Raw genomic sequence first — 21,605 nt, 5'->3', positions numbered from 1 at the left:
CGTCAGTGTCCGACAGGGAACCGCCGCGCCGCCGCGTACCCAAACCCGCCCGGCCCGTACGTCCGGACGGCCGGCGCAGGCCCGGCCCGGGCCCCGGCGCCCGCCCCGCACGCCGCCCGGGAACCTCACGCCCCGGCACCACCCGCTCCGGGGCCCCGCGCACCATCCGGCTCGGCAGTCCCCGCCCCCGGCTGCGCCTGGTCAGCCTCGCGCTGACCCTGGTGATGATCGCCTTCGTCGTACGGCTGCTCCAGGTGCAGGCCGTCGACGCCGGCGAGTACGCCGCCAAGGCCCAGCAGAACCGCTACGTGGTGCACACCCTGGCCGCCGCTCGCGGCGGGATCACCGACCGCGACGGGGTGGCCCTGGCGATCAGCGTCGACGCGCACGACATCACGGCCGACCCCACGATGTTCACCCGCAAGGAGACGAAGATCTCCGACGCCCCCGAGCAGGCGGCCGAGCTCCTCGCGCCGATCCTCGGCCAGGACGAGACGGAGATCGCGGAGAAGCTGCGGACCAAGAAGACCCGGTACGTCCTGCTCGCCCGCCGCCAGACCCCGCAGGTCTGGAAGCAGATCAGCGACCTGAAGACGGCGCTCTCGAAGAAGGCCGACCAGGACCCCGGCACGGTGAACGTGCTGTCCGGCGTCTTCCAGGACCCCAGCAGCAAGCGCGTGTACCCGAACGGCGACCTCGCCGCCGGGATACTGGGCTGGGTCAGCGCCGACGGCAAGGGCGGCGGGGGCGTCGAGCAGCAGCTGAACGAGGAGCTGTCCGGCAAGGACGGCAAGATCCGCTACGCCCAGTCCGGCGGCCGCCAGGTGCCCACCGCGGGCTCCACCGAGACCCCCGCCGTGCCCGGCTCCGACGTGGAGCTCACCCTCGACCGCGACATCCAGTGGGCCGCCCAGAACGCCATCACCGAGCAGGTGAAGAAGTCCAGGGCGGACCGCGGCTACGTGATCGTGCAGGACACGCGGACCGGCGAGATCCTCGCCATGGCCAACTCGCCCGGCTTCGACCCCAACGACCTGTCGCAGGCGAACCCGGACGCGCTCGGCAACGCGGCCCTCCAGGACGCCTTCGAGCCCGGCTCCACCGCCAAGGTCATGTCGATGGCCGCCGTGCTGGAGGAGAACGTCGCCACCCCGACGACCCGCGTCACCGTGCCCAACCGCCTGCACCGCGGCGACCGGCTCTTCCAGGACGACGTCGACCACCCGACCTGGTACCTGACGCTCAACGGCGTGCTCGCCAAGTCCAGCAACATCGGCACCATCCTGGCGACCGGCCAGCTCGGCGACACGCAGAAGGAGGCCAACCAGGTGCTCTACTCGTACCTGCGCAGGTTCGGCCTCGGCAGCGCGACCGGGCTGGGCTTCCCCGGCGAGACCAAGGGCATCCTCGCGGACCCGGGGGACTGGTCGACCTCACAGCAGTACACGATCCCTTTCGGCCAGGGCGTCTCCATCAACGCGATGCAGGCGGCCTCCGTCTACTCGACCATCGCCAACGGCGGCGTACGCGTCGAACCCACCCTCGTCCGCGGCACCGAGGGACCCGACGGCCGCTTCACCCCCGCCCCCGAGCCCGAGAAGACACGGGTCGTGAGCGAGAAGACGGCCAAAACGCTCGCCCGGATGCTGGAGTCCGTCGTCGACGACGAGGAGGGAACCGGCACCAAGGCACGCATCCCCGGCTACCGCGTCGCGGGCAAGACGGGCACCGCGAACCGAGTGGATCCGGCCACCGGCAAGTACCGCGGCTACACCTCGTCGTTCGCCGGGTTCGCCCCCGCGGACAACCCGCGCGTCACCGTCTACTGCGCCATCCAGAACGCCACCGAGGGCAGCTACTTCGGCGGCCAGATCTGCGGACCCATCTACAAGGAGGTCATGCAGTTCGCGCTGAAGACCCTCCAGGTCCCGCCCACCGGGGCCGGGCCCGCGAACCTGCCCGTCACCTTCAAGCCCTGACCGGCGCCGGCGCATCCGCACGGCGCCGTCAGGGCACACCGACCGATCAGCACCGCACGAGAACCCACCAGGAACCAGCCCGTGACCACGATCACTCCCGATCCCGGGAACCACGTACCGCCGGATACCCCGCCCGGCGCCTCGCTTCGCTCCGGCGGGGGTGAGCCCGGTACGCTCACCGCCGTGCCACACGCTGATCAGTCCCAAACCACCCAGAAGGGCGCTTCCGTGACATATCCGGGGCCGCCCAGGCCGGTTCAGGTCTCCGCCACACCCCTCGCGGAGCTCGCCGGTCAGCTGGGTGCCACCACGCCGGAGAGCGCCGCCGAGGTCACGGGCATCACCCATGACTCGCGCGCCGTGCGCCCCGGCGACCTGTACGCCGCCCTGCCGGGCGCCCGCGCCCACGGCGCCGACTTCGTGACCCAGGCGGCCGGGCTCGGCGCGGTCGCCGTGCTGACCGACCCGACGGGCGCCGAGCGCGCCGCCGCCACCGGACTGCCCGTCCTCGTCGCCGACGACCCGCGCGCGCGGATGGGCGAACTGGCGGCCACGATCTACGGCCGGCCCGGGAACGACCTGCTCCAGATCGGTATCACCGGCACCTCCGGCAAGACCACGACGGCGTACCTCGTCGAGGGCGGCCTGCGGACGGCCCGCAGCACCGGGCTGATCGGCACCGTCGAGATGCGCATCGGCGACGAGCGCATCAAGTCCGAGCGGACCACCCCCGAGGCCACCGACCTCCAGGCGCTGTTCGCCGTCATGCGCGAGCGCGGGGTCGAGGCGGTGGCCATGGAGGTCTCCAGCCACGCCCTGGTCCTCGGCCGCGTCGACGGCTGCGTCTTCGACGTCGCCGTCTTCACCAACCTCAGCCCGGAGCACATGGAGTTCCACTCCGGCATGGAGGACTACTTCCAGGCCAAGGCGCAGCTCTTCACGCCCGCACGCAGCAAACAGGGCGTGATCAACGTCGACGACGAGTACGGCCGCCGGCTGGTGAAGGAGGCCGGCGTCCCCGTCGTCACCTTCTCCGCCGAGGGGCACCCCGACGCCGACTGGCGCGCCGTGGAGGTCCGGATCGGCCCGCTGGACTCCACGTTCACCGTCCTCGGCCCCCGGGGCGAGCGGATCGCCGCCAGGTCGCCGCTGCCGGGGCCCTTCAACGTCGCCAACACCCTCGCCGCGATCGCCGCCTGCGCCGCCGCCGGTCTCGACCCGCAGGCCGCCGCGGACGGCGTCGCCGCCGTGCCCGGCGTGCCCGGCCGGCTGGAGCGCGTGGACGCCGGACAGCCGTACCTCGCGGTCGTCGACTACGCGCACAAGACCGACGCGGTCGAGTCGGTCCTCAAGGCGCTCCGCAAGGTCACCGAGGGCCGGCTGCACGTCGTCCTCGGCTGCGGCGGGGACCGGGACGTCACCAAGCGGGCCCCGATGGGCGCCGCCGCGGCCCGGCTCGCCGACACCGCCGTACTGACCTCCGACAACCCCCGCTCCGAGGACCCCCTCGCGATCCTCGCAACCATGCTCCAGGGCGCGGCGTCCGTACCGGTGCACGAGCGCGGCGAGGTCCAGGTCTTCGAGGACCGGGCGGCCGCCGTCGCCGCCGCCGTGTCCCGCGCCGAGCCCGGGGACACCGTGCTGGTCGCGGGCAAGGGACACGAGCAGGGCCAGGACATCGCCGGGGTGGTCCGTCCGTTCGACGACCGCCAGGTGCTTCGCGAAGCTATCCAGAAGACCCAGGGATGAACTTGTGATCGCCCTCTCTCTCGCCGAGATCGCAGCAGTCGTCGGCGGGCAGACGCACGACATACCGGATCCGTCGGCGCTCGTCACCGGACCCGTCGTCCGGGACTCCCGCGACGCGGAGCCCGGCAGCCTCTTCGTCGCCTTCGCCGGCGAGCGCGTGGACGGCCACGACTTCGCGGCTTCCGTCGTCGAGGCGGGCGCGGCCGCGGTGCTCGCGTCCCGGCCCGTCGGTGTGCCCGCGATCGTCGTCGAGGACGTCCAGGCGGCCCTCGGCGCCCTCGCGCGCCACGTCGTCGCCAAGCTCGGCGCCACCCTCGTCGCCCTCACCGGCTCCGCCGGCAAGACCAGCACCAAGGACCTCATCGCCCAGGTGCTGCAGCGCAAGGCGCCGACCGTGTGGACGCCCGGCTCGCTCAACAACGAGATCGGCCTGCCGCTCACCGCGCTCAGCGCCACCGAGGAGACCCGTTTCCTCGTCCTGGAGATGGGCGCCCGCGGCATCGGCCACATCCGCTACCTCACCGGCCTCACGCCCCCGAGGATCGGCCTCGTCCTGAACGTCGGCTCCGCCCACATCGGCGAGTTCGGCGGCCGGGAGCAGATCGCGCAGGCGAAGGGCGAACTGGTCGAGGCCCTCCCTCCGGCAGAGGAGGGCGGTGTCGCGGTCCTCAACGCCGACGACCTCCTCGTCCGCGCCATGGCGTCCCGTACGAAGGCCAGGGTGCTCCTCTTCGGGGAGAGCGACGAAGCGGACGTACGCGCCGAGAACGTGCGACTCACGGACAGCGGACAGCCCGCATTCAGGCTTCACACACCCTCCGGTGCAAGCGATGTGACGATGCGCCTGTACGGTGAGCACCACGTGTCGAACGCGCTCGCCGCGGCCGCCGTCGCCCATGAGCTGGGCATGTCCGCGGAAGAGATCGCCACCGCGCTCTCCGAGGCGGGCTCCCTCTCCCGCTGGCGGATGGAGGTCACCGAGCGCCCGGACGGCGTGACGGTCGTCAACGACGCCTACAACGCGAACCCCGAGTCCATGCGGGCCGCCCTGCGCGCGCTCGCCTCGATGGGCCAGGCCGCACAGGCCAAGGGGGGCCGGACGTGGGCGGTGCTCGGCAAGATGGCCGAGCTCGGGGACGAGGCGCTCGCCGAGCACGACGCGGTCGGACGGCTCGCCGTCCGGCTCAACGTCAGCAAGCTCGTCGCGGTCGGGGGCAGGGAAGCGTCCTGGCTCCAACTGGGCGCATATAACGAGGGTTCGTGGGGTGAGGAGTCGGTGCACGTGTCCGACGCACAGGCGGCGGTCGACCTGTTGCGCAGTCAGTTGCGCCCGGGAGACGTCGTACTCGTGAAGGCGTCCCGGTCGGTCGGGCTCGAGAGCGTGGCGCAGGCGCTGCTGGAGAGCGGTACCGAGGGTGAGGTCGCCGGCCGATGATGAAGCAGATCCTGTTCGCGGGAGTCATTGGCCTCTTCCTGACGCTGGTCGGCACCCCGCTGCTGATCAAGCTGCTCGCCCGCAAGGGCTACGGCCAGTACATCCGTGACGACGGCCCGCGGACGCACGGCAGCAAGCGCGGTACGCCCACCATGGGTGGTATCGCCTTCATCCTGGCGACGATCGTCGCGTACTTCGGGGCCAAGCTGATCACGGTCTATCTGGACCCCAAGGCCGACGCGGCGCCGACCTTCTCCGGTCTGCTGGTGCTCGGCCTGATGGCGGGCATGGGCCTGGTCGGCTTCCTCGACGACTACATCAAGATCGTCAAGCGGCGGTCGCTCGGTCTGCGGGCCAAGGCGAAGATGGCCGGCCAGCTGATCGTCGGTATCGCCTTCGCGGTGCTCTCGCTGCAGTTCGCGGACAACCGCGGCAACACCCCGGCCTCCACGAAGCTCTCCTTCGTGCAGGACTTCGGCTGGTCCATCGGCCCGGTGCTGTTCGTCGTCTGGGCGCTGTTCATGATCCTCGCCATGTCGAACGGCGTGAACCTCACGGACGGTCTGGACGGTCTCGCCACGGGCGCCTCCGTGCTGGTCTTCGGCGCGTACACCTTCATCGGCGTGTGGCAGTTCCAGGAGTCCTGCGCCAACGCGCAGACGCTGATCAACCCGGACGCCTGTTACGAGGTACGAGATCCCCTGGACCTCGCCGTCGTCGCCTCCGCGCTGATGGGCGCCTGCCTCGGCTTCCTGTGGTGGAACACCTCGCCCGCCAAGATCTTCATGGGTGACACCGGCTCGCTGGCCCTCGGCGGCGCGCTCGCGGGTCTCGCGATCTGCTCCCGCACCGAGCTGCTGCTCGCCCTCCTCGGCGGCCTGTTCGTCCTCATCACCATGTCGGTCGTCATCCAGGTCGGCTCGTTCCGCCTCACCGGCAAGCGCGTCTTCCGGATGGCACCACTCCAGCACCACTTCGAACTCAAAGGCTGGTCCGAGGTCCTTGTGGTGGTCCGCTTCTGGATCATCCAGGGCATCTGCGTGATCGTCGGACTCGGCATCTTCTACGCGGGATGGGCGGCCGGCAAGTGACGTCCTGGCAGGACATGCACATCACCGTCGCCGGCCTCGGCGTGAGCGGCGTCAGCGCCGCCCGCGCCCTGGCCGGCCTCGGCGCGCGGATCACCGTCGTGGACGGCGGCGACTCCGAGGCGCTGCGCGAGCGCGCGGTCTCGCTGGAGGAGACCGAGGGCATCGCCGTACGGCTCGGTGACGCGGACACCCTGCCCGAGGGCACCGGACTGGTCGTCACCTCGCCCGGCTGGAAGCCCACGTCACCGCTGTTCGCCGCGGCCGCCGAGGCGGGCGTGGACGTCGTCGGCGACGTGGAGATCGCCTGGCGGCTGCGCGGCCCGGACGCCGCGCCCTGGCTCGCGGTCACCGGCACCAACGGCAAGACCACGACCACGCAGATGCTCGCGTCGATCCTGCGCGCGGCGGGCCTGCGCACGGCCGCGGTCGGCAACATCGGCACCCCGATCGTCGACGTCGTGCTGAGCGAGGAGCCGTACGACGTCCTGGCCGTGGAGCTGTCCAGCTACCAGCTGCACTGGGCGCCGTCCCTGCGCGCCCACTCCGCGGCCGTGCTGAACCTCGCCCCGGACCACCTCGACTGGCACGGCTCCATGGAGGCGTACGCCGCCGACAAGGGCCGCATCTACGAGGGCAACCGCATCGCCTGCGTCTACAACGTCGCCGACAAGGCCACCGAGGACCTGGTGCGCGAGGCGGACGTCGAGGAGGGCTGCCGGGCCGTCGGCTTCACGCTGGGCACCCCCGGGCCGTCCCAACTCGGTGTCGTCGACGGCATCCTGGTCGACCGCGCCTTCGTCGAGAACCGGCAGAAGAACGCCCAGGAGCTCGCCGAGGTCGGGGACGTGAACCCGCCGGCCCCGCACAACATCGCCAACGCCCTCGCGGCCGCCGCCCTCGCCCGCGCCTTCGGGGTACCCGCCACGGCCGTACGGGACGGTCTGCGGGCCTTCACCCCGGACGCGCACCGCATCGCGCACGTGGCGGACGTGGACGGTGTCGCGTACATCGACGACTCCAAGGCGACCAACACCCACGCGGCGGAAGCCTCGTTGGCGGCGTACGAGTCGATCGTGTGGATCGCGGGCGGGCTCGCCAAGGGCGCGACCTTCGACGAACTGGTGACGAAGTCGGCGAAGCGGCTCAAGGGGGTCGTTCTCATCGGCGCCGATCGTGGCCTGATCCGGGACGCGCTGGCGCGACACGCGCCCGAGGTGCCGGTCGTGGACCTCGACCGGACCGACACTGGGGCGATGCCCGCGGCCGTCCGGGAGGCCCAGCGGCTCGCCGCCGCGGGCGACACGGTGCTGCTGGCTCCGGCCTGTGCCTCCATGGACATGTTCGCCAACTACAACCAGCGCGGGGACGCGTTCGCGGACGCCGTCCGCGGACTCGCCGCCGCCGGCGCCTGAACGGCGCGTCCGGGCCGGTCCGGGCGCGCCCGGGACCCTTGGGAGGGACGCGTGTCGCCATCGTGGTCGGTGCTCGACGGCCGGCTGTCCGCCGACGGCACGGCGCCGTACCGGAGCGGTCCCGCGCGCGTGGGGGCGTTCGCGGATACGTCCTTCCAGGCAGACCGGGGGGTCCGCGATGGCCGGTAGCCGTACGAGCCGCAGCACCCGTACGACCCGTACGACCCGTACGAGCCGTCCGCCGCTCCAGCGCGTCACCCGGCGGCCCCCCGTTCCCCGCCCCCCGCGCGAGAACCCCGTACGGAGGCTGCACACGCGCGCGCGGAGGGCCTGGGACCGGCCGCTGACCGCCTACTACCTGATTTTCGGCGGCAGTCTGCTGATCACCGTGCTGGGGCTGGTGATGGTCTACTCGGCCTCCCAGATCAAGGCGCTGCAGCTGTCGCTCCCCGGGTCGTACTTCTTCCGCAAGCAGTTCCTGGCCGCGGCGATCGGGGCCGGGCTGCTGTTCGCCGCCTCCCGGATGCCGGTACGGCTGCACCGGGCGCTGGCCTACCCGATCCTGGCCGTCTCGGTCGCCCTGATGGCCCTCGTGCAGGTGCCCGGGATAGGGATGGCGGTCAACGGCAACCAGAACTGGATCTCCATCGGCGGCCCGTTCCAGCTCCAGCCCAGCGAGTTCGGCAAGCTCGCCCTCGTGCTCTGGGGCGCCGACCTGCTCGCGCGCAAACAGGACAAACGGCTGCTGACGCAGTGGAAGCACATGCTGGTGCCGCTCGTCCCGGTGGCCTTCATGCTGCTCGGGCTCATCATGCTCGGTGGCGACATGGGGACGGCCATCATCCTCACGGCCATCCTGTTCGGCCTGCTGTGGCTGGCGGGCGCGCCCACGCGGCTGTTCACAGGCGTGCTGACCGTCGCCGTGGTCATCGGCGTGATCCTCATCAAGACCAGTTCCAACCGCATGGCCCGGCTGGCCTGTCTGGGCGCCACGGACCCCGGCCCGAACGACGGCTGCTGGCAGGCCGTGCACGGCATCTACGCGCTCGCGTCCGGCGGACTCTTCGGCTCCGGTCTGGGCGCCAGTGTGGAAAAATGGGGCCAACTACCGGAAGCGCACACCGACTTCATCTTCGCCGTCACCGGTGAGGAGCTGGGGTTGGCGGGGACGCTGTCGGTGCTCGCCCTCTTCGCGGCTCTAGGCTATGCGGGTATCCGCGTGGCCGGACGTACGGAGGATCCCTTCGTCAGGTATGCCGCGGGAGGCGTGACCACCTGGATCACCGCTCAGGCGGTGATCAACATCGGTGCGGTGCTCGGTCTGCTGCCGATCGCCGGTGTCCCGCTCCCGCTGTTCTCCTACGGGGGGTCCGCCCTGCTGCCGACCATGTTCGCCATCGGGCTGCTGATCGCGTTCGCGCGGGAGGACCCCGCTGCGCGGGCAGCGCTTGCGATGCGTCAGCCTCGCTTCGGTAAAAAGCGGGCTGGAGGCCCTCAGGGGCCCGGGAGATGGAAAACGATGCGACGGCGTGCCTCGGCGGCGCGCTCGTCCGGAGAGCGGTGAATTTCGGTGCATGTCGTCCTCGCCGGTGGCGGAACCGCCGGCCACATCGAGCCCGCGCTCGCCCTCGCGGACGCCCTGCGCAGGCAGGACCCGACCGTGGGCATCACGGCCCTGGGCACGGAGCGCGGCCTGGAGACCCGGCTCGTCCCGGAGCGCGGCTACGAACTCGCCCTGATCCCCGCCGTGCCCCTGCCGCGCAAGCCCACCCCCGAGCTGATCACCGTGCCCGGCCGGCTGCGCGGCACGATCAAGGCGACCGAGCAGATCCTGGAGCGCACCAAGGCGGACGCCGTGGTCGGCTTCGGCGGCTATGTCGCCCTGCCCGGCTACCTCGCCGCCAAGCGCCTCGGCGTGCCGATCGTCATCCACGAGGCCAACGCCCGTCCCGGCCTCGCCAACAAGATCGGTTCGCGGTACGCCGCCCAGGTCGCCGTCTCCACGCCCGACAGCAAGCTGCGCGGGTCCCGGTACATCGGCATCCCGCTGCGCCGTTCCATCGCCACTCTCGACCGGGCCGCCGTCCGCCCCGAGGCCCGGGCCGCCTTCGGCCTCGACCCCCAGCTGCCGACCCTGCTGGTGTCCGGTGGCTCGCAGGGCGCCCGCCGCCTCAACGAGGTGGTCCAGCAGGTCGCCCCGTACCTCCAGCAGTCCGGCATCCAGATCCTGCACGCGGTCGGTCCGAAGAACGAACTGCCGCAGGTGCACCAGATGCCCGGGATGCCGCCCTACATCCCGGTACCGTACGTGGACCGGATGGACCTCGCGTACGCCGCGGCCGACATGATGCTGTGCCGCGCGGGCGCGATGACCGTCGCCGAACTCTCCGCCGTCGGGCTCCCGGCCGCCTACGTCCCGCTGCCCATCGGCAACGGCGAACAGCGGCTGAACGCCCAGCCGGTGGTCAAGGCCGGCGGCGGACTGCTGGTCGACGACGCGGAACTGACGCCCGAGTGGGTGCAGCGACATGTGCTGCCCGTCCTGGCCGACCCGCACCGGCTGTACCAGATGTCCCGCTCCGCGAGCGAGTTCGGCCGCCGGGACGCCGACGACCTGCTCGTCGGCATGGTGTACGAGGCGATCGCCTCCCGGCACCGCTAGGGCAGTACCGCAGATGTGAGAGGCAGGGGAGCGTGGCCGGACCGATGACCGGCGCCGAGCGCGGCGCACAGGAGGGCGACCTCGGGGCCGGCCCGCCTCCCGGGCGGAGACTCCCCGGCCCCCGCACGCTCGTCCTCCTGGCCGTCGCTCTCGCGCTGGTCGCCGGGGGCTGTGTCTGGGTCCTGTACGGCTCGCAGTGGCTGCGTACGGAGGACGTGTCGGTCTCGGGGACGCGGGTCCTCACTCCTGAGCGGGTGCGCGAGGTGGCGGACGTCCCGCTCGGCGCACCCCTCATTTCCGTCGACACGGATGCGATCGAGGCACGTTTGCGCCAGAAATTGCCTCGAATTGACGCGGTGGAGGTCGACCGCTCCTGGCCCCACGGAATCGACCTGAAAGTGACCGAGCGTACGGCGGTCCTGATTGTCGAAAAGGCGGAAAATGGGGGCAAGTACGCCGAAGTGGACGCGAAGGGCGTGCGATTCGCCACGGTTTCCCGGGTCCCGAAGGGCGTGCCGGTGCTGGAATTGGCCGACTCGCGGCCGTCCGGTGCGCGACGCTTCGGCGCCGACCGGCTGGTGCGGGAGGCGGTCCGCGTCGCCGGGGACATTCCGGACGCGGTCGCCGGGGAGACCCAGGTCGTCAAGGTCCGCTCGTACGACTCCATCTCGCTGGAACTCCGCGACGGCCGGACCGTCCTGTGGGGCAGCGGCGAGAAGGGCCGCGCGAAGGCCCGGACGCTGACCGCGCTGATGAAAGCGGCGTCCGGTGCGCGGCACTTCGACGTGAGTGTTCCCACCGCCCCGGCGTCATCGGGGAGTTGACGCACATCAGCGCAGGCCAGCACCCTGGTTGGGCAGCGCTACGGCTGATCACATAGGGTGAAAAGAAAAACGGGAGGTTCGGCGTGTTCGTTGAACGCGCGCCACTTGTCGACTTAGTGTCCTGTTCGGAAGAGTCCAGGGAACAGGCACACTGGTAACCCTAAACTTCAGCGTTAGGGTTCGGGTCGGCGATACGGACCGTCCCAATCGGCATCCGTCGTCACCTCGCCGCGCGGCGAAGTGACGACCCGTAAATCGAGGCGAGAGGCCTTCGACGTGGCAGCACCGCAGAACTACCTCGCAGTCATCAAGGTCATCGGTGTCGGCGGCGGTGGTGTCAATGCCATCAACCGAATGATCGAGGTCGGTCTCAAGGGTGTCGAGTTCATCGCGATCAACACGGACGCGCAGGCTCTGTTGATGAGCGACGCCGACGTCAAGCTGGACGTCGGCCGTGAACTCACCCGCGGACTGGGCGCCGGCGCCAACCCGGCCGTCGGGCGCAAGGCCGCCGAGGACCACCGCGAGGAGATCGAGGAGGTCCTCAAGGGGGCCGACATGGTCTTCGTGACGGCGGGCGAGGGCGGCGGCACCGGCACCGGCGGAGCGCCCGTCGTGGCGAACATCGCCCGTTCGCTGGGCGCCCTCACCATCGGCGTGGTCACGCGCCCGTTCACCTTCGAGGGACGGCGCCGCGCCAACCAGGCCGAGGACGGCATCGCCGAACTCCGCGAAGAGGTCGACACCCTCATCGTCATCCCGAACGACCGGCTGCTGTCGATCTCCGACCGCCAGGTGTCGGTTCTGGACGCCTTCAAGTCGGCCGACCAGGTTCTGCTCTCCGGTGTCCAGGGCATCACCGACCTCATCACCACGCCCGGTCTGATCAACCTCGACTTCGCCGACGTGAAGTCCGTCATGTCCGAGGCCGGTTCGGCCCTCATGGGCATCGGTTCCGCCCGCGGCGACGACCGCGCGGTGGCCGCGGCCGAGATGGCGATCTCCTCGCCGCTGCTGGAGGCGTCCATCGACGGCGCCCGCGGCGTGCTGCTCTCCATCTCCGGCGGCTCCGACCTCGGTCTCTTCGAGATCAACGAGGCCGCCCAGCTGGTGAGCGAGGCCGCGCACCCCGAGGCCAACATCATCTTCGGTGCCGTCATCGACGACGCGCTCGGCGACGAGGTCCGGGTCACCGTGATCGCGGCCGGGTTCGACGGCGGCCAGCCCCCCGCCAAGCGGGAGAACATCCTCGGCTCCGCCGCCGCCAAGCAGCGCGAGGAGCCCGCGCCGCCCCCCGTACGGCCCGCCGTGGAGCGGGAGAGCCGTCCGACCTTCGGTTCCCTCGGCAGCGTGACGCCGAAGGAGGAGCCGGAGCCCGCCCCGGAGCCGGTGCACCACGACCTCCCCCCGGTCTCCCCGCCGGTCCCGCCGTCCCGGACGTACGCGGACAGCGCGGCCGAGGAACTGGACGTGCCGGACTTCCTGAAGTGATAGGGCAGCGCGACAGCGTGAGCGGCGCGCACTTCGCCTTCACCGACCGGTGGGGCGGGGTGAGCGCCGCTCCGTACGAGGAGCTCAACCTCGGCGGAGCCGTCGGGGACGACCCGGAGACGGTACGGACCAATCGCGAGCTGGCCGCGAAGTCGCTCGGGCTCGACCCGGCCGAGGTCGTCTGGATGAACCAGGTGCACGGTCCGGAGGTCGCGGTGGTCGACGGGCCCTGGAGCTCCGCGGACCCTTCGGCCGTGCCGTCCGTCGACGCGCTCGTCACCGTCCGGCGCGGACTCGCCCTCGCCGTGCTCACCGCCGACTGCGTCCCCGTGCTGCTCGCCGACCCCGTCGCCGGGGTCGTGGGCGCGGCGCACGCGGGACGGCCCGGCATGGTCGCCGGGGTGGTGCCCGCCGCCGTCCGCGCCATGATCGAACTGGGTGCCGAGCCGTCCCGGATCGTGGCCCGCACCGGTCCCGCCGTCTGCGGCCGCTGCTACGAGGTGCCCGAGGCGATGCGCGCCGAGGTGTCCGCCACCGAGCCCGCGGCGTACGCCACGACGAGCTGGGGCACCCCGGCCGTGGACGTGAGCGCCGGTGTGCACGCCCAGCTCGACCGGCTCGGGGTGCGTGACCGGGAGCAGTCCCCGGTCTGCACGTTCGAATCGGGCGACCACTTCTCGTACCGCCGCGACCGCACCACAGGGCGACTCGCGGGATATGTCTGGCTGGACTGATGGGGCATGACGGACCGTAAGACCGAACTCGCCGAGAACCTGGCGAAGGTGGAGGACCGTATCGCGGCGGCGTGCGCGGCGGCGGGCCGGAAGCGCGAGGAGGTGACCCTGATCGCGGTCACCAAGACCTACCCCGCGAGCGATGTGCGTTTTCTCTCGGAACTGGGAGTGCGGCACGTCGCCGAGAACAAGGACCAGGACGCGTCGCCCAAGGCCGCCGAGTGCGCGGATCTGCCGCTTACCTGGCACTTCGTCGGCCAGTTGCAGACCAACAAAGTCCGTTCTGTGGTGTGTTACGCCGATGTCGTACAGTCCGTGGATCGTCCCAAGCTCGTCACGGCTCTGTCGAAGGAGGCCGTCCGGGCGGGGCGCGACGTGGGGTGTCTGCTCCAGGTCGCGCTCGACGCAGGGGAGAGCGGCCGGGGGGACCGGGGCGGTGTCGGCCCCGGCGGGATCGAGGAGTTGGCCGGTCTTGTGGCGGACTCGCCCGGCTTGCGGCTCGACGGCCTGATGACCGTGGCGCCGCTCACCGGTGAGTACGCGGGGCGCGAACGCGCGGCGTTCGAGCGGTTGATGGATTTGTCGACTGCCCTGCGCAGAGCCCATCCGGCTGCGAACATGGTCTCGGCAGGGATGAGCGCGGACCTCGAGCAGGCCGTGGCCGCCGGGGCGACACATGTGCGCGTCGGCAGCGCGGTACTCGGAGTCCGCCCCAGGCTCGGGTAACGTCGCCAAGAAGTCGGACCACAGCAGAAAATATGGTCATTACCGCTGGTAGGCGGGCATAGCGACCACGTGGATCGCGGGCACTTGGCAAGTCGTCAGTCGATCCACCACAGAGCGGAGGACTCAGAGCATGGCCGGCGCGATGCGCAAGATGGCGGTCTACCTCGGCCTCGTGGAGGACGATGGGTACGACGGCCGCGGATTCGACCCCGACGACGACTTCGAACCCGAGCTCGACCCGGAGCCCGAGCGCGACCGCAGGCGGCACGAGACGTCGCATCAGACGCACCAGCCCCCACGGGACGAATCGGTACGAGTCGTGCAACCCACCGTGCAGCGTGAGCCGGTGGCGCATTCCGCCCCACTGCCCGCGGAACCGGCGCGCCCGGCGCGGATCGCGCCCGTGGCGTCCATCACACAAGAACGTCAGAGCCTGGAGAAGAACGCACCGGTGATCATGCCCAAGGTCGTGTCGGAACGAGAGCCGTACCGGATCACCACGCTGCACCCGCGGACCTACAACGAGGCCCGTACCATCGGGGAACACTTCCGTGAGGGCACCCCGGTGATCATGAATCTGACCGAGATGGACGACACTGATGCGAAGCGACTTGTCGACTTTGCCGCTGGTTTGGTGTTCGGTCTGCATGGAAGCATCGAGCGGGTGACGCAGAAGGTGTTCCTGTTGTCGCCTGCTAACGTCGATGTCACGGCGGAGGACAAGGCCCGCATCGCAGAGGGCGGGTTCTTCAACCAGAGCTGAGACGCACAACCGGACAAGCTGTACGAACAGGGGAGAGGGAAGCACGGATCATGAGCGTGGTTTGGCAGGTGCTCTACGTCGCGCTGATGTGTTTCCTGATCGTGCTGATCTTCCGGCTGGTCATGGACTACGTCTTCCAGTTCGCCCGCTCATGGCAACCCGGCAAGGCGATGGTCGTCGTTCTGGAGGCCACCTACACTGTCACGGATCCACCGCTCAAGCTTCTGCGGCGGTTCATCCCGCCGTTGCGTCTCGGGGGCGTGGCACTTGACCTGTCCTTCTTCGTACTGATGATCATCGTCTACATCCTGATCTCCATCGTGAGCAGTCTCGCGAGGTGAATGTGGACGATACGGTCTTGCCGACTGCCGATGACTACGTTGAGGTGAAGAGATGCCGTTGACCCCCGAGGACGTGCGGAACAAGCAGTTCACGACCGTCCGCCTCCGAGAAGGCTATGACGAGGACGAGGTCGATGCCTTCCTCGACGAGGTCGAAGCCGAACTGACCCGTCTGCTGCGCGAGAACGAGGATCTGCGCGCCAAGCTGGCCGCCGCCACGCGCGCCGCCGCGCAGAACCAGCAGAACATGCGCAAGCCCCCGGAGGGCCCCGGCGGCCCCGGTGGTCCCGGTGGTCCCGGCCCCCAGGACCAGCAGCAGGGCATGCGCGGTCCCGGCGCTCCCGTTCCCGCCGGCATATCGGGCCCGCCGCAGCAGCAGATGGGCGGCCCCATGGGTGGTCCGCCCCAGCTGCCGAGCGGTGCGCCGCAGCTGCCCGCCGGTCCCAGCGGTCAGGGCCCCCAGGGTCCCGGTCCGATGGGTCAGGGTCCGATGGGGCAGGGCGGCCCGATGGGCCAGGGCGGTCCGATGCAGCAGCAGATGGGCGGCCCGATGGGCGGTCCCATGGGTGGCCCCGGCCCGATGGGCGGCGGTCTTCCGCAGCCCGGTCAGGGTCCCGGCGGCGACAGTGCCGCGCGCGTGCTGTCGCTGGCCCAGCAGACCGCCGACCAGGCGATCGCGGAGGCCCGTTCCGAGGCCAACAAGATCGTCGGTGAGGCCCGCAGCCGTGCCGAGGGTCTGGAGCGCGACGCCCGTGCCAAGGCCGACGCCCTGGAGCGGGACGCGCAGGAGAAGCACCGTGTCGCGATGGGCTCCCTGGAGTCCGCCCGCGCCACGCTGGAGCGCAAGGTCGAGGACCTGCGCGGCTTCGAGCGCGAGTACCGTACGCGGCTGAAGTCCTACCTGGAGAGCCAGCTGCGTCAGCTGGAGACCCAGGCGGACGACTCGCTCGCCCCGCCGCGTACTCCGGCCACGGCCTCCCTCCCGCCGTCCCCGGCGCCCTCCATGGCCCCGGCCGGCGCGAGCGCTCCGTCCTACGGCGGCAACCAGCCGATGGGTGGTGCCCCGGCTCCGGCCGCGCCCTCCTACGGCGGCCAGCAGCAGATGTCCCCGGCCATGACCCAGCCGATGGCGCCGGTGCGTCCGCAGGGCCCGTCCCCGATGGGCCAGGCTCCCTCGCCGATGCGCGGTTTCCTGATCGACGAGGACGACAACTGACGGCCCGCCGTCAGTAGGCCCCAGTAGGCCTCACGCGTCGGCAGCGCGTACAGGGCGAGGCCCCCGGATGATCCGGGGGCCTCGCCCTTTCTGCACGGGTCGCCTTTCCGCACGGGTCGATCGGGGCAGCGGCCGACATATGCGGCACGAGGGCCCGATCCCCCGAAAAGGGGACCGGGCCCTCGTACTGCGCCCAGTGACCCGAAAGAGAACGGGGGAACTGGGCGACCGGCCGCTGACGGCCCGCGGTCACCGTACGGACGTGCGGACGGTGACCGCCTCGGACCGATCGTCCTACGACTCCTGCGCCGTCGCCTTGCGCAGCCGGAACGTCAGGGACAGGGACTCGTCCGTGAACGGCGCCCCGTATGTGCCGTCCGCCTCGCCCTGCGCGAAGTCCGCGGCGAGGACCTCGTCGGCGATGAGCTCCGCGTGCTCGCTCAGGGCCGCGATCACCGCGGGGTCGGTGGCGGTCCAGCGCAGCGCGATCCGGTCGGCCACGTCCAGGCCGCTGTTCTTGCGGGCCTCCTGGATCAGCCGGATCGCGTCACGGGCGAGACCGGCGCGGCGCAGCTCCTCCGTGATCTCCAGGTCGAGGGCGACCGTCGCACCCGAGTCGGACGCCACGGACCAGCCCTCGCGCGGCGTCTCCGTGATGATCACCTCGTCGGGGGCGAGGGCGATGGTCTCGCCGTCGACCTCGACGGAGGCCGTGCCCTCGCGCAGGGCCAGGGACAGCGCGGCCGCGTCGGCGTTCGCGACGGCCTTGGCCACGTCCTGGACGCGCTTGCCGAACCGCTTGCCCAGCGCACGGAAGTTGGCCTTGGCCGTGGTGTCGACGAGCGAACCGCCGACCTCGCTCAGGGACGCCAGCGAGCTGACGTTCAGCTCCTCCGTGATCTGCGTGTGCAGCTCGGGGCTCAGGGCGTCGAAGCCGGCCGCCGCGACCAGCGCGCGCGACAGCGGCTGACGCGTCTTGACACCGGACTCCGCGCGCGTGGCACGGCCCAGCTCCACCAGCCGGCGCACCAGCACCATCTGCTTGGACAGCTCCGGGTCGATGGCGGTCAGGTCCGCCTCCGGCCAGGTGGACAGGTGCACCGACTCCGGGGCGTCCGGGGTGACCGGCACGATCAGGTCCTGCCAGACCCGCTCGGTGATGAACGGGGTCAGCGGGGCCATCAGCTTGGTGACCGTCTCGACGACCTCGTGCAGGGTGCGCAGCGCGGCCTTGTCGCCCTGCCAGAAGCGGCGGCGCGAGCGGCGTACGTACCAGTTGGACAGGTCGTCGACGAACGCCGACAGGAGCTTGCCGGCGCGCTGGGTGTCGTAGCCCTCCAGGGCCTGCGTGACCTGGTCGGTGAGCGCGTGCAGCTCGGACAGCAGCCAGCGGTCCAGGAGCGGGCGGTCGGCCGGGGCCGGGTCCGCCTCGCTGGGCGCCCAGCCGGACGTGCGCGCGTACAGGGCCTGGAAGGCGACCGTGTTCCAGTAGGTCAGCAGCGTCTTGCGGACGACCTCCTGGATCGTGCCGTGGCCGACCCGCCGCGCCGCCCAGGGGGAGCCGCCGGCCGCCATGAACCAGCGGACCGCGTCCGCGCCGTGCTGGTCCATCAGCGGGATCGGCTGCAGGATGTTGCCCAGGTGCTTGGACATCTTGCGGCCGTCCTCGGCGAGGATGTGGCCGAGGCAGACGACGTTCTCGTACGACGACTTGTCGAACACCAGGGTGCCGACCGCCATCAGCGTGTAGAACCAGCCGCGGGTCTGGTCGATGGCCTCCGAGATGAACTGCGCCGGGTAGCGGCTCTCGAAGAGCTCCTTGTTCTTGTACGGGTAGCCCCACTGCGCGAACGGCATCGAGCCCGAGTCGTACCAGGCGTCGATGACCTCCGGCACGCGCGTGGCCGTCCTGCCGCAGCCGTCCTCGGGGCACGCGAAGGTGACCTCGTCGATGTACGGGCGGTGCGGGTCGAGGCCCGACTGGTCGGTGCCGGTCAGCTCGGTGAGCTCCGCGCGGGAGCCGATCACGGTGAGGTGGTCGTCCTCGCAGCGCCAGATGGGCAGCGGGGTGCCCCAGTAGCGGTTGCGGGACAGGGCCCAGTCGATGTTGTTGTTCAGCCAGTCACCGTAGCGGCCGTGCTTGACCGAGTCCGGGAACCAGTTGGTCTTCTCGTTCTCCTGGAGGAGGCGGTCCTTGATGGCCGTGGTGCGGATGTACCAGGACGGCTGCGCGTAGTAGAGGAGCGCCGTGTGGCAGCGCCAGCAGTGCGGGTAGCTGTGCTCGTACGGGAGGTGCTTGAAGAGCAGACCGCGGCTCGCGAGGTCCTCGGTGAGCTTCTCGTCCGCCTTCTTGAAGAAGACGCCGCCGACCAGCGGGACGTCCTCCTCGAAGGTGCCGTCGGGGCGGACGGGGTTCACGACGGGCAGGCCGTAGGAGCGGCAGACCTTGAGGTCGTCCTCACCGAAGGCCGGGGACTGGTGGACCAGGCCCGTACCGTCCTCGGTGGTGACGTAGTCGGCGTTCACCACGTAGTGGGCGGGTTCCGGGAACTCCACGAGCTCGAACGGACGTTGATACGTCCAGCGCTCCATCTCGGCGCCGGTGAACGACTGGCCGGTGGTCTCCCAGCCCTCGCCGAGGGACTTCGCCACGAGCGGCTCGGCGACGACGAGCTTCTCCTCGCCGTTGGTGGCGACGACGTAGGTGACGTCGGGGTGTGCGGCGACCGCGGTGTTGGACACCAGGGTCCACGGGGTCGTCGTCCACACCAGGAGCGCGGCCTCACCCGCGAGCGGACCGGAGGTGAGCGGGAAACGGACGTACACCGAGGGGTCGACGACCGTCTCGTAGCCCTGGGCCAGCTCGTGGTCGGACAGGCCGGTGCCGCAGCGCGGGCACCAGGGGGCGACGCGGTGGTCCTGGACCAGCAGGCCCTTGTTGAAGATCTCCTTGAGCGACCACCAGACGGACTCCACGTACTCGGGGTCCATCGTGCGGTACGCGTCGTCCAGGTCGACCCAGTAGCCCATGCGGGTCGTGAGCTCGGAGAACGCGTCGGTGTGACGGGTCACGGACTCGCGGCACTTGGCGTTGAACTCGGCGATGCCGTACGCCTCGATGTCCTGCTTGCCGGAGAAGCCGAGCTCCTTCTCGACGGCCAGCTCCACCGGGAGGCCGTGGCAGTCCCAGCCCGCCTTGCGGGCCACGTGGTAGCCGCGCATGGTGCGGAAGCGGGGGAAGACGTCCTTGAAGACGCGGGCCTCGATGTGGTGGGCACCGGGCATGCCGTTGGCCGTGGGCGGGCCCTCGTAGAACACCCACTCGGGGCGTCCCTCGGACTGCTCCAGGCTCTTGGCGAAGATCTTCTGCTCGCGCCAGAAGTCGAGCACGGCGTGCTCGAGGGCGGGCAGGTCGACCTGGGCGGGTACCTGGCGGTACGTCGGCGCTGTCATCGGCGAGCTTCCTCCAACGGACTTTCTGCCTTCCGTCGGAGGGACGAGAGCCTGCTTGCTGCCTGCGCCGCGTACGGCGCGCTCCCGCGGTACCACCCTCCTTGGCTCCCCGGCGCCTCGTGCACACCGATGAGCCCCCTCATTGAGGTCGCGAAACCGGTTCTACTCGCCGGGGCGGCCGTCCCGCATGTCCTGTGCGTCCTGCAGGGCCCGCTCCGGCTTTCTTCCGGCGGCTCCGGGGTGATCTTCACGTCGCGCTCGCCCCCGGGCTTCCACCGTCCCCGGGTCGCTCCTGGCTGCGTACGCCGCTACTCGTCCCCATCCACGCTTCTCGCTCCGCCCAGTGTACGGCGCCCCGGGGACAACGGCCGACCGGTTTTGGGCCGCCCGGGGTGGGCGGGCAGGGGCGGAAGCCGGGCGAAGTGATCGGTGGAGCGCGTGGCCGGGGCCAGGAGGGCCGAGGCGTGACGCCGGGCGCGACACCTGGGTGTGACCCGAATGGAGCGGGTCCGCGGTCCGGTTTTGGGGCGCCCGCCGTGACGGATTACCGGGCGGGGAGCTGGGCACAACGCTTGCAGGCTCGCCGAGGCGCGTGTGCGGGGCGGGCGAATCGAGCGGTGCGCCCCGTTGCCGTAGGACTCAAGTCGATTTATCGTCCCAGCACGATTCGCGAGCAAGATCACAATATGTGAAGGGGCCGCGGCCATGGTGGCGAAGAAGACCGCCGGACAGCAGTCGGCGTCCAGGAGATCCACGGCCGCGGGGGCCTCCGGCGGGGCGGCCGCCGGGAAGGCCGGTGGTGTCGGGGCGGTGGCGAGGAAGGATGCCTCCGGTGGACGGGCCGGTGGACGGGCCGGTGGACGGGCCGGTGGCGGGGGCGGCAAAGAGGCGGCTTCCGCTTCCGGGGGAAAGGCCGCCAGAGGGACCGCATCGGCGAAGAGCACTTCGGGAAGGACTGTTTCGGCAGGAACCGCGTCGGCAGGAACCGCTTCGGAGGCGGCTCCCTCGAAGAAGGTGACCGAGGAGGAGGGCCCGGCGAGACCGGTGGCCGGAGAGGCGGCCGGTGAGAAGGCGGCGGTGAGGAAGGCCGCCGCGAAGAAGCCCGCCGCCGCGCGGAGCGCCGCCGTCCGGGGAGGCACCGACAGGCCGGCCTCCCCGACGAGCGCGGCCGATAAGAGCACGGCCAAGAAGGCGGGTGCGGCCCAGGCCGCGAAGACGACGGGAGCGACCACAGTGGTTGCGAAGAAGACTCCTGGCACGGCCACAGCGGCGAACACGGTGGCGAAGAAGCCCACGGCAGTCCCCAAGGCACGGGCCGGCGCGGTGGAGCCCGGCGAGCTCGCGGTGCGCCCCGGCGAGGACCCCTGGACACCGGAGGAGGTCGCCGAGGCGCGTGCGGAACTGGAGTCCGAGGCGATGCGGCTGCGGACCGAGCTCGACGCGTCCGAGCGGGCGCTCGCGGGGCTGATGCGCGACAGCGGCGACGGCGCCGGCGACGACCAGGCCGACACCGGTGCCAAGAACATCACCCGCGAGCACGAGATGGCGCTGGCGCAGAACTCCCGCGAGATGCTGGAACAGACCGAGCGGGCCCTGGAGCGGCTCGACGCGGGCACGTACGGGCTCTGCGAGAACTGCGGCAAGCCCATCGGCAAGGCCCGTATGCAGGCCTTCCCGCGGGCCACCCTGTGCGTCGAGTGCAAGCAGAAGCAGGAACGCCGTTACTGAG

At 71.0% G+C, this 21,605-nt stretch carries 16 protein-coding genes; 15 read left to right on the top strand and 1 reads right to left on the bottom strand.

Features of this window, described 5'->3' with window-relative positions:
* Positions 1–5 precede the first annotated feature (5 nt).
* The 14 genes from IE242_RS29440 (at position 6) to IE242_RS29375 (ending at position 16,423) form a co-directional block, all read left to right on the top strand.
* Positions 6–1,979, top strand: coding sequence for a peptidoglycan D,D-transpeptidase FtsI family protein (locus IE242_RS29440; RefSeq protein ID WP_271208576.1), 1,974 nt, complete (start codon positions 6–8; stop codon positions 1,977–1,979).
* A gap of 228 nt (positions 1,980–2,207) precedes the next feature.
* A complete protein-coding gene (locus IE242_RS29435; RefSeq protein WP_189864587.1) occupies positions 2,208–3,728 on the top strand; it encodes a UDP-N-acetylmuramoyl-L-alanyl-D-glutamate--2,6-diaminopimelate ligase in 1,521 nt (506 codons plus the stop codon).
* A gap of 4 nt (positions 3,729–3,732) precedes the next feature.
* Positions 3,733–5,163, top strand: a complete 1,431-nt coding sequence (locus IE242_RS29430) for a UDP-N-acetylmuramoyl-tripeptide--D-alanyl-D-alanine ligase (protein WP_189864585.1) — start codon at positions 3,733–3,735, stop codon at positions 5,161–5,163.
* Entirely contained in the window at positions 5,163–6,254 is a 1,092-nt protein-coding gene (mraY, locus tag IE242_RS29425; protein ID WP_189864680.1) for a phospho-N-acetylmuramoyl-pentapeptide-transferase, read from the top strand. The genes IE242_RS29430 and mraY overlap by 1 nt, the downstream gene beginning before the upstream one ends.
* Positions 6,236–7,666 (top strand): UDP-N-acetylmuramoyl-L-alanine--D-glutamate ligase, encoded by a 1,431-nt coding sequence (murD, locus tag IE242_RS29420; RefSeq protein WP_189864583.1) that lies wholly within the window; start codon positions 6,236–6,238, stop codon positions 7,664–7,666. The genes mraY and murD overlap by 19 nt, the downstream gene beginning before the upstream one ends.
* Before the next feature lie 178 nt (positions 7,667–7,844).
* Complete coding sequence (gene ftsW / locus IE242_RS29415; protein WP_189864581.1) at positions 7,845–9,230, top strand: putative lipid II flippase FtsW; 1,386 nt, start codon at positions 7,845–7,847, stop codon at positions 9,228–9,230.
* A gap of 6 nt (positions 9,231–9,236) precedes the next feature.
* A complete protein-coding gene (gene murG / locus IE242_RS29410; protein ID WP_189864579.1) occupies positions 9,237–10,328 on the top strand; it encodes an undecaprenyldiphospho-muramoylpentapeptide beta-N-acetylglucosaminyltransferase in 1,092 nt (363 codons plus the stop codon).
* 32 nt (positions 10,329–10,360) lie between these two features.
* Positions 10,361–11,152 (top strand): cell division protein FtsQ/DivIB, encoded by a 792-nt coding sequence (locus tag IE242_RS29405; RefSeq protein WP_189864577.1) that lies wholly within the window; start codon positions 10,361–10,363, stop codon positions 11,150–11,152.
* Positions 11,153–11,428: 276 nt separating this feature from the next.
* A complete protein-coding gene (gene ftsZ, locus IE242_RS29400) occupies positions 11,429–12,643 on the top strand; it encodes a cell division protein FtsZ (protein ID WP_189864575.1) in 1,215 nt (404 codons plus the stop codon).
* Entirely contained in the window at positions 12,640–13,377 is a 738-nt protein-coding gene (gene pgeF, locus IE242_RS29395) for a peptidoglycan editing factor PgeF (protein ID WP_189864573.1), read from the top strand. Before ftsZ ends, pgeF begins: the two co-directional genes overlap by 4 nt.
* Positions 13,378–13,383: 6 nt before the next feature.
* Positions 13,384–14,103, top strand: a complete 720-nt coding sequence (locus IE242_RS29390) for a YggS family pyridoxal phosphate-dependent enzyme (RefSeq protein ID WP_189864571.1) — start codon at positions 13,384–13,386, stop codon at positions 14,101–14,103.
* A gap of 130 nt (positions 14,104–14,233) precedes the next feature.
* The gene (locus IE242_RS29385) at positions 14,234–14,866 is read left to right on the top strand and encodes a cell division protein SepF (protein WP_189864569.1); all 633 of its coding nucleotides are present in this window, start codon (positions 14,234–14,236) and stop codon (positions 14,864–14,866) included.
* A 50-nt stretch (positions 14,867–14,916) separates the two neighbouring features.
* Positions 14,917–15,207: a YggT family protein gene (locus IE242_RS29380; protein ID WP_030582238.1), complete on the top strand. Its 291-nt coding sequence runs from the start codon at positions 14,917–14,919 to the stop codon at positions 15,205–15,207.
* A gap of 52 nt (positions 15,208–15,259) precedes the next feature.
* Positions 15,260–16,423, top strand: a complete 1,164-nt coding sequence (locus IE242_RS29375; protein ID WP_189864567.1) for a DivIVA domain-containing protein — start codon at positions 15,260–15,262, stop codon at positions 16,421–16,423.
* A gap of 294 nt (positions 16,424–16,717) precedes the next feature.
* On the opposite strand, the gene ileS is transcribed toward IE242_RS29375, so the two are convergent.
* A complete protein-coding gene (gene ileS / locus IE242_RS29370) occupies positions 16,718–19,876 on the bottom strand; it encodes an isoleucine--tRNA ligase (protein WP_189864565.1) in 3,159 nt (1,052 codons plus the stop codon).
* Positions 19,877–20,890: 1,014 nt separating this feature from the next.
* Between ileS and IE242_RS29365 the strand changes: the two genes are divergently transcribed.
* Entirely contained in the window at positions 20,891–21,604 is a 714-nt protein-coding gene (locus IE242_RS29365; protein WP_308436795.1) for a TraR/DksA family transcriptional regulator, read from the top strand.
* Position 21,605 lies beyond the last annotated feature (1 nt).

It is taken from the genome of Streptomyces poonensis (genome assembly GCF_014650915.1).
In the GTDB taxonomy this organism is placed as follows: Bacteria; Actinomycetota; Actinomycetes; order Streptomycetales; family Streptomycetaceae; genus Streptomyces; species Streptomyces poonensis.
This window is presented reverse-complemented; position numbering and strand designations above follow the sequence as displayed.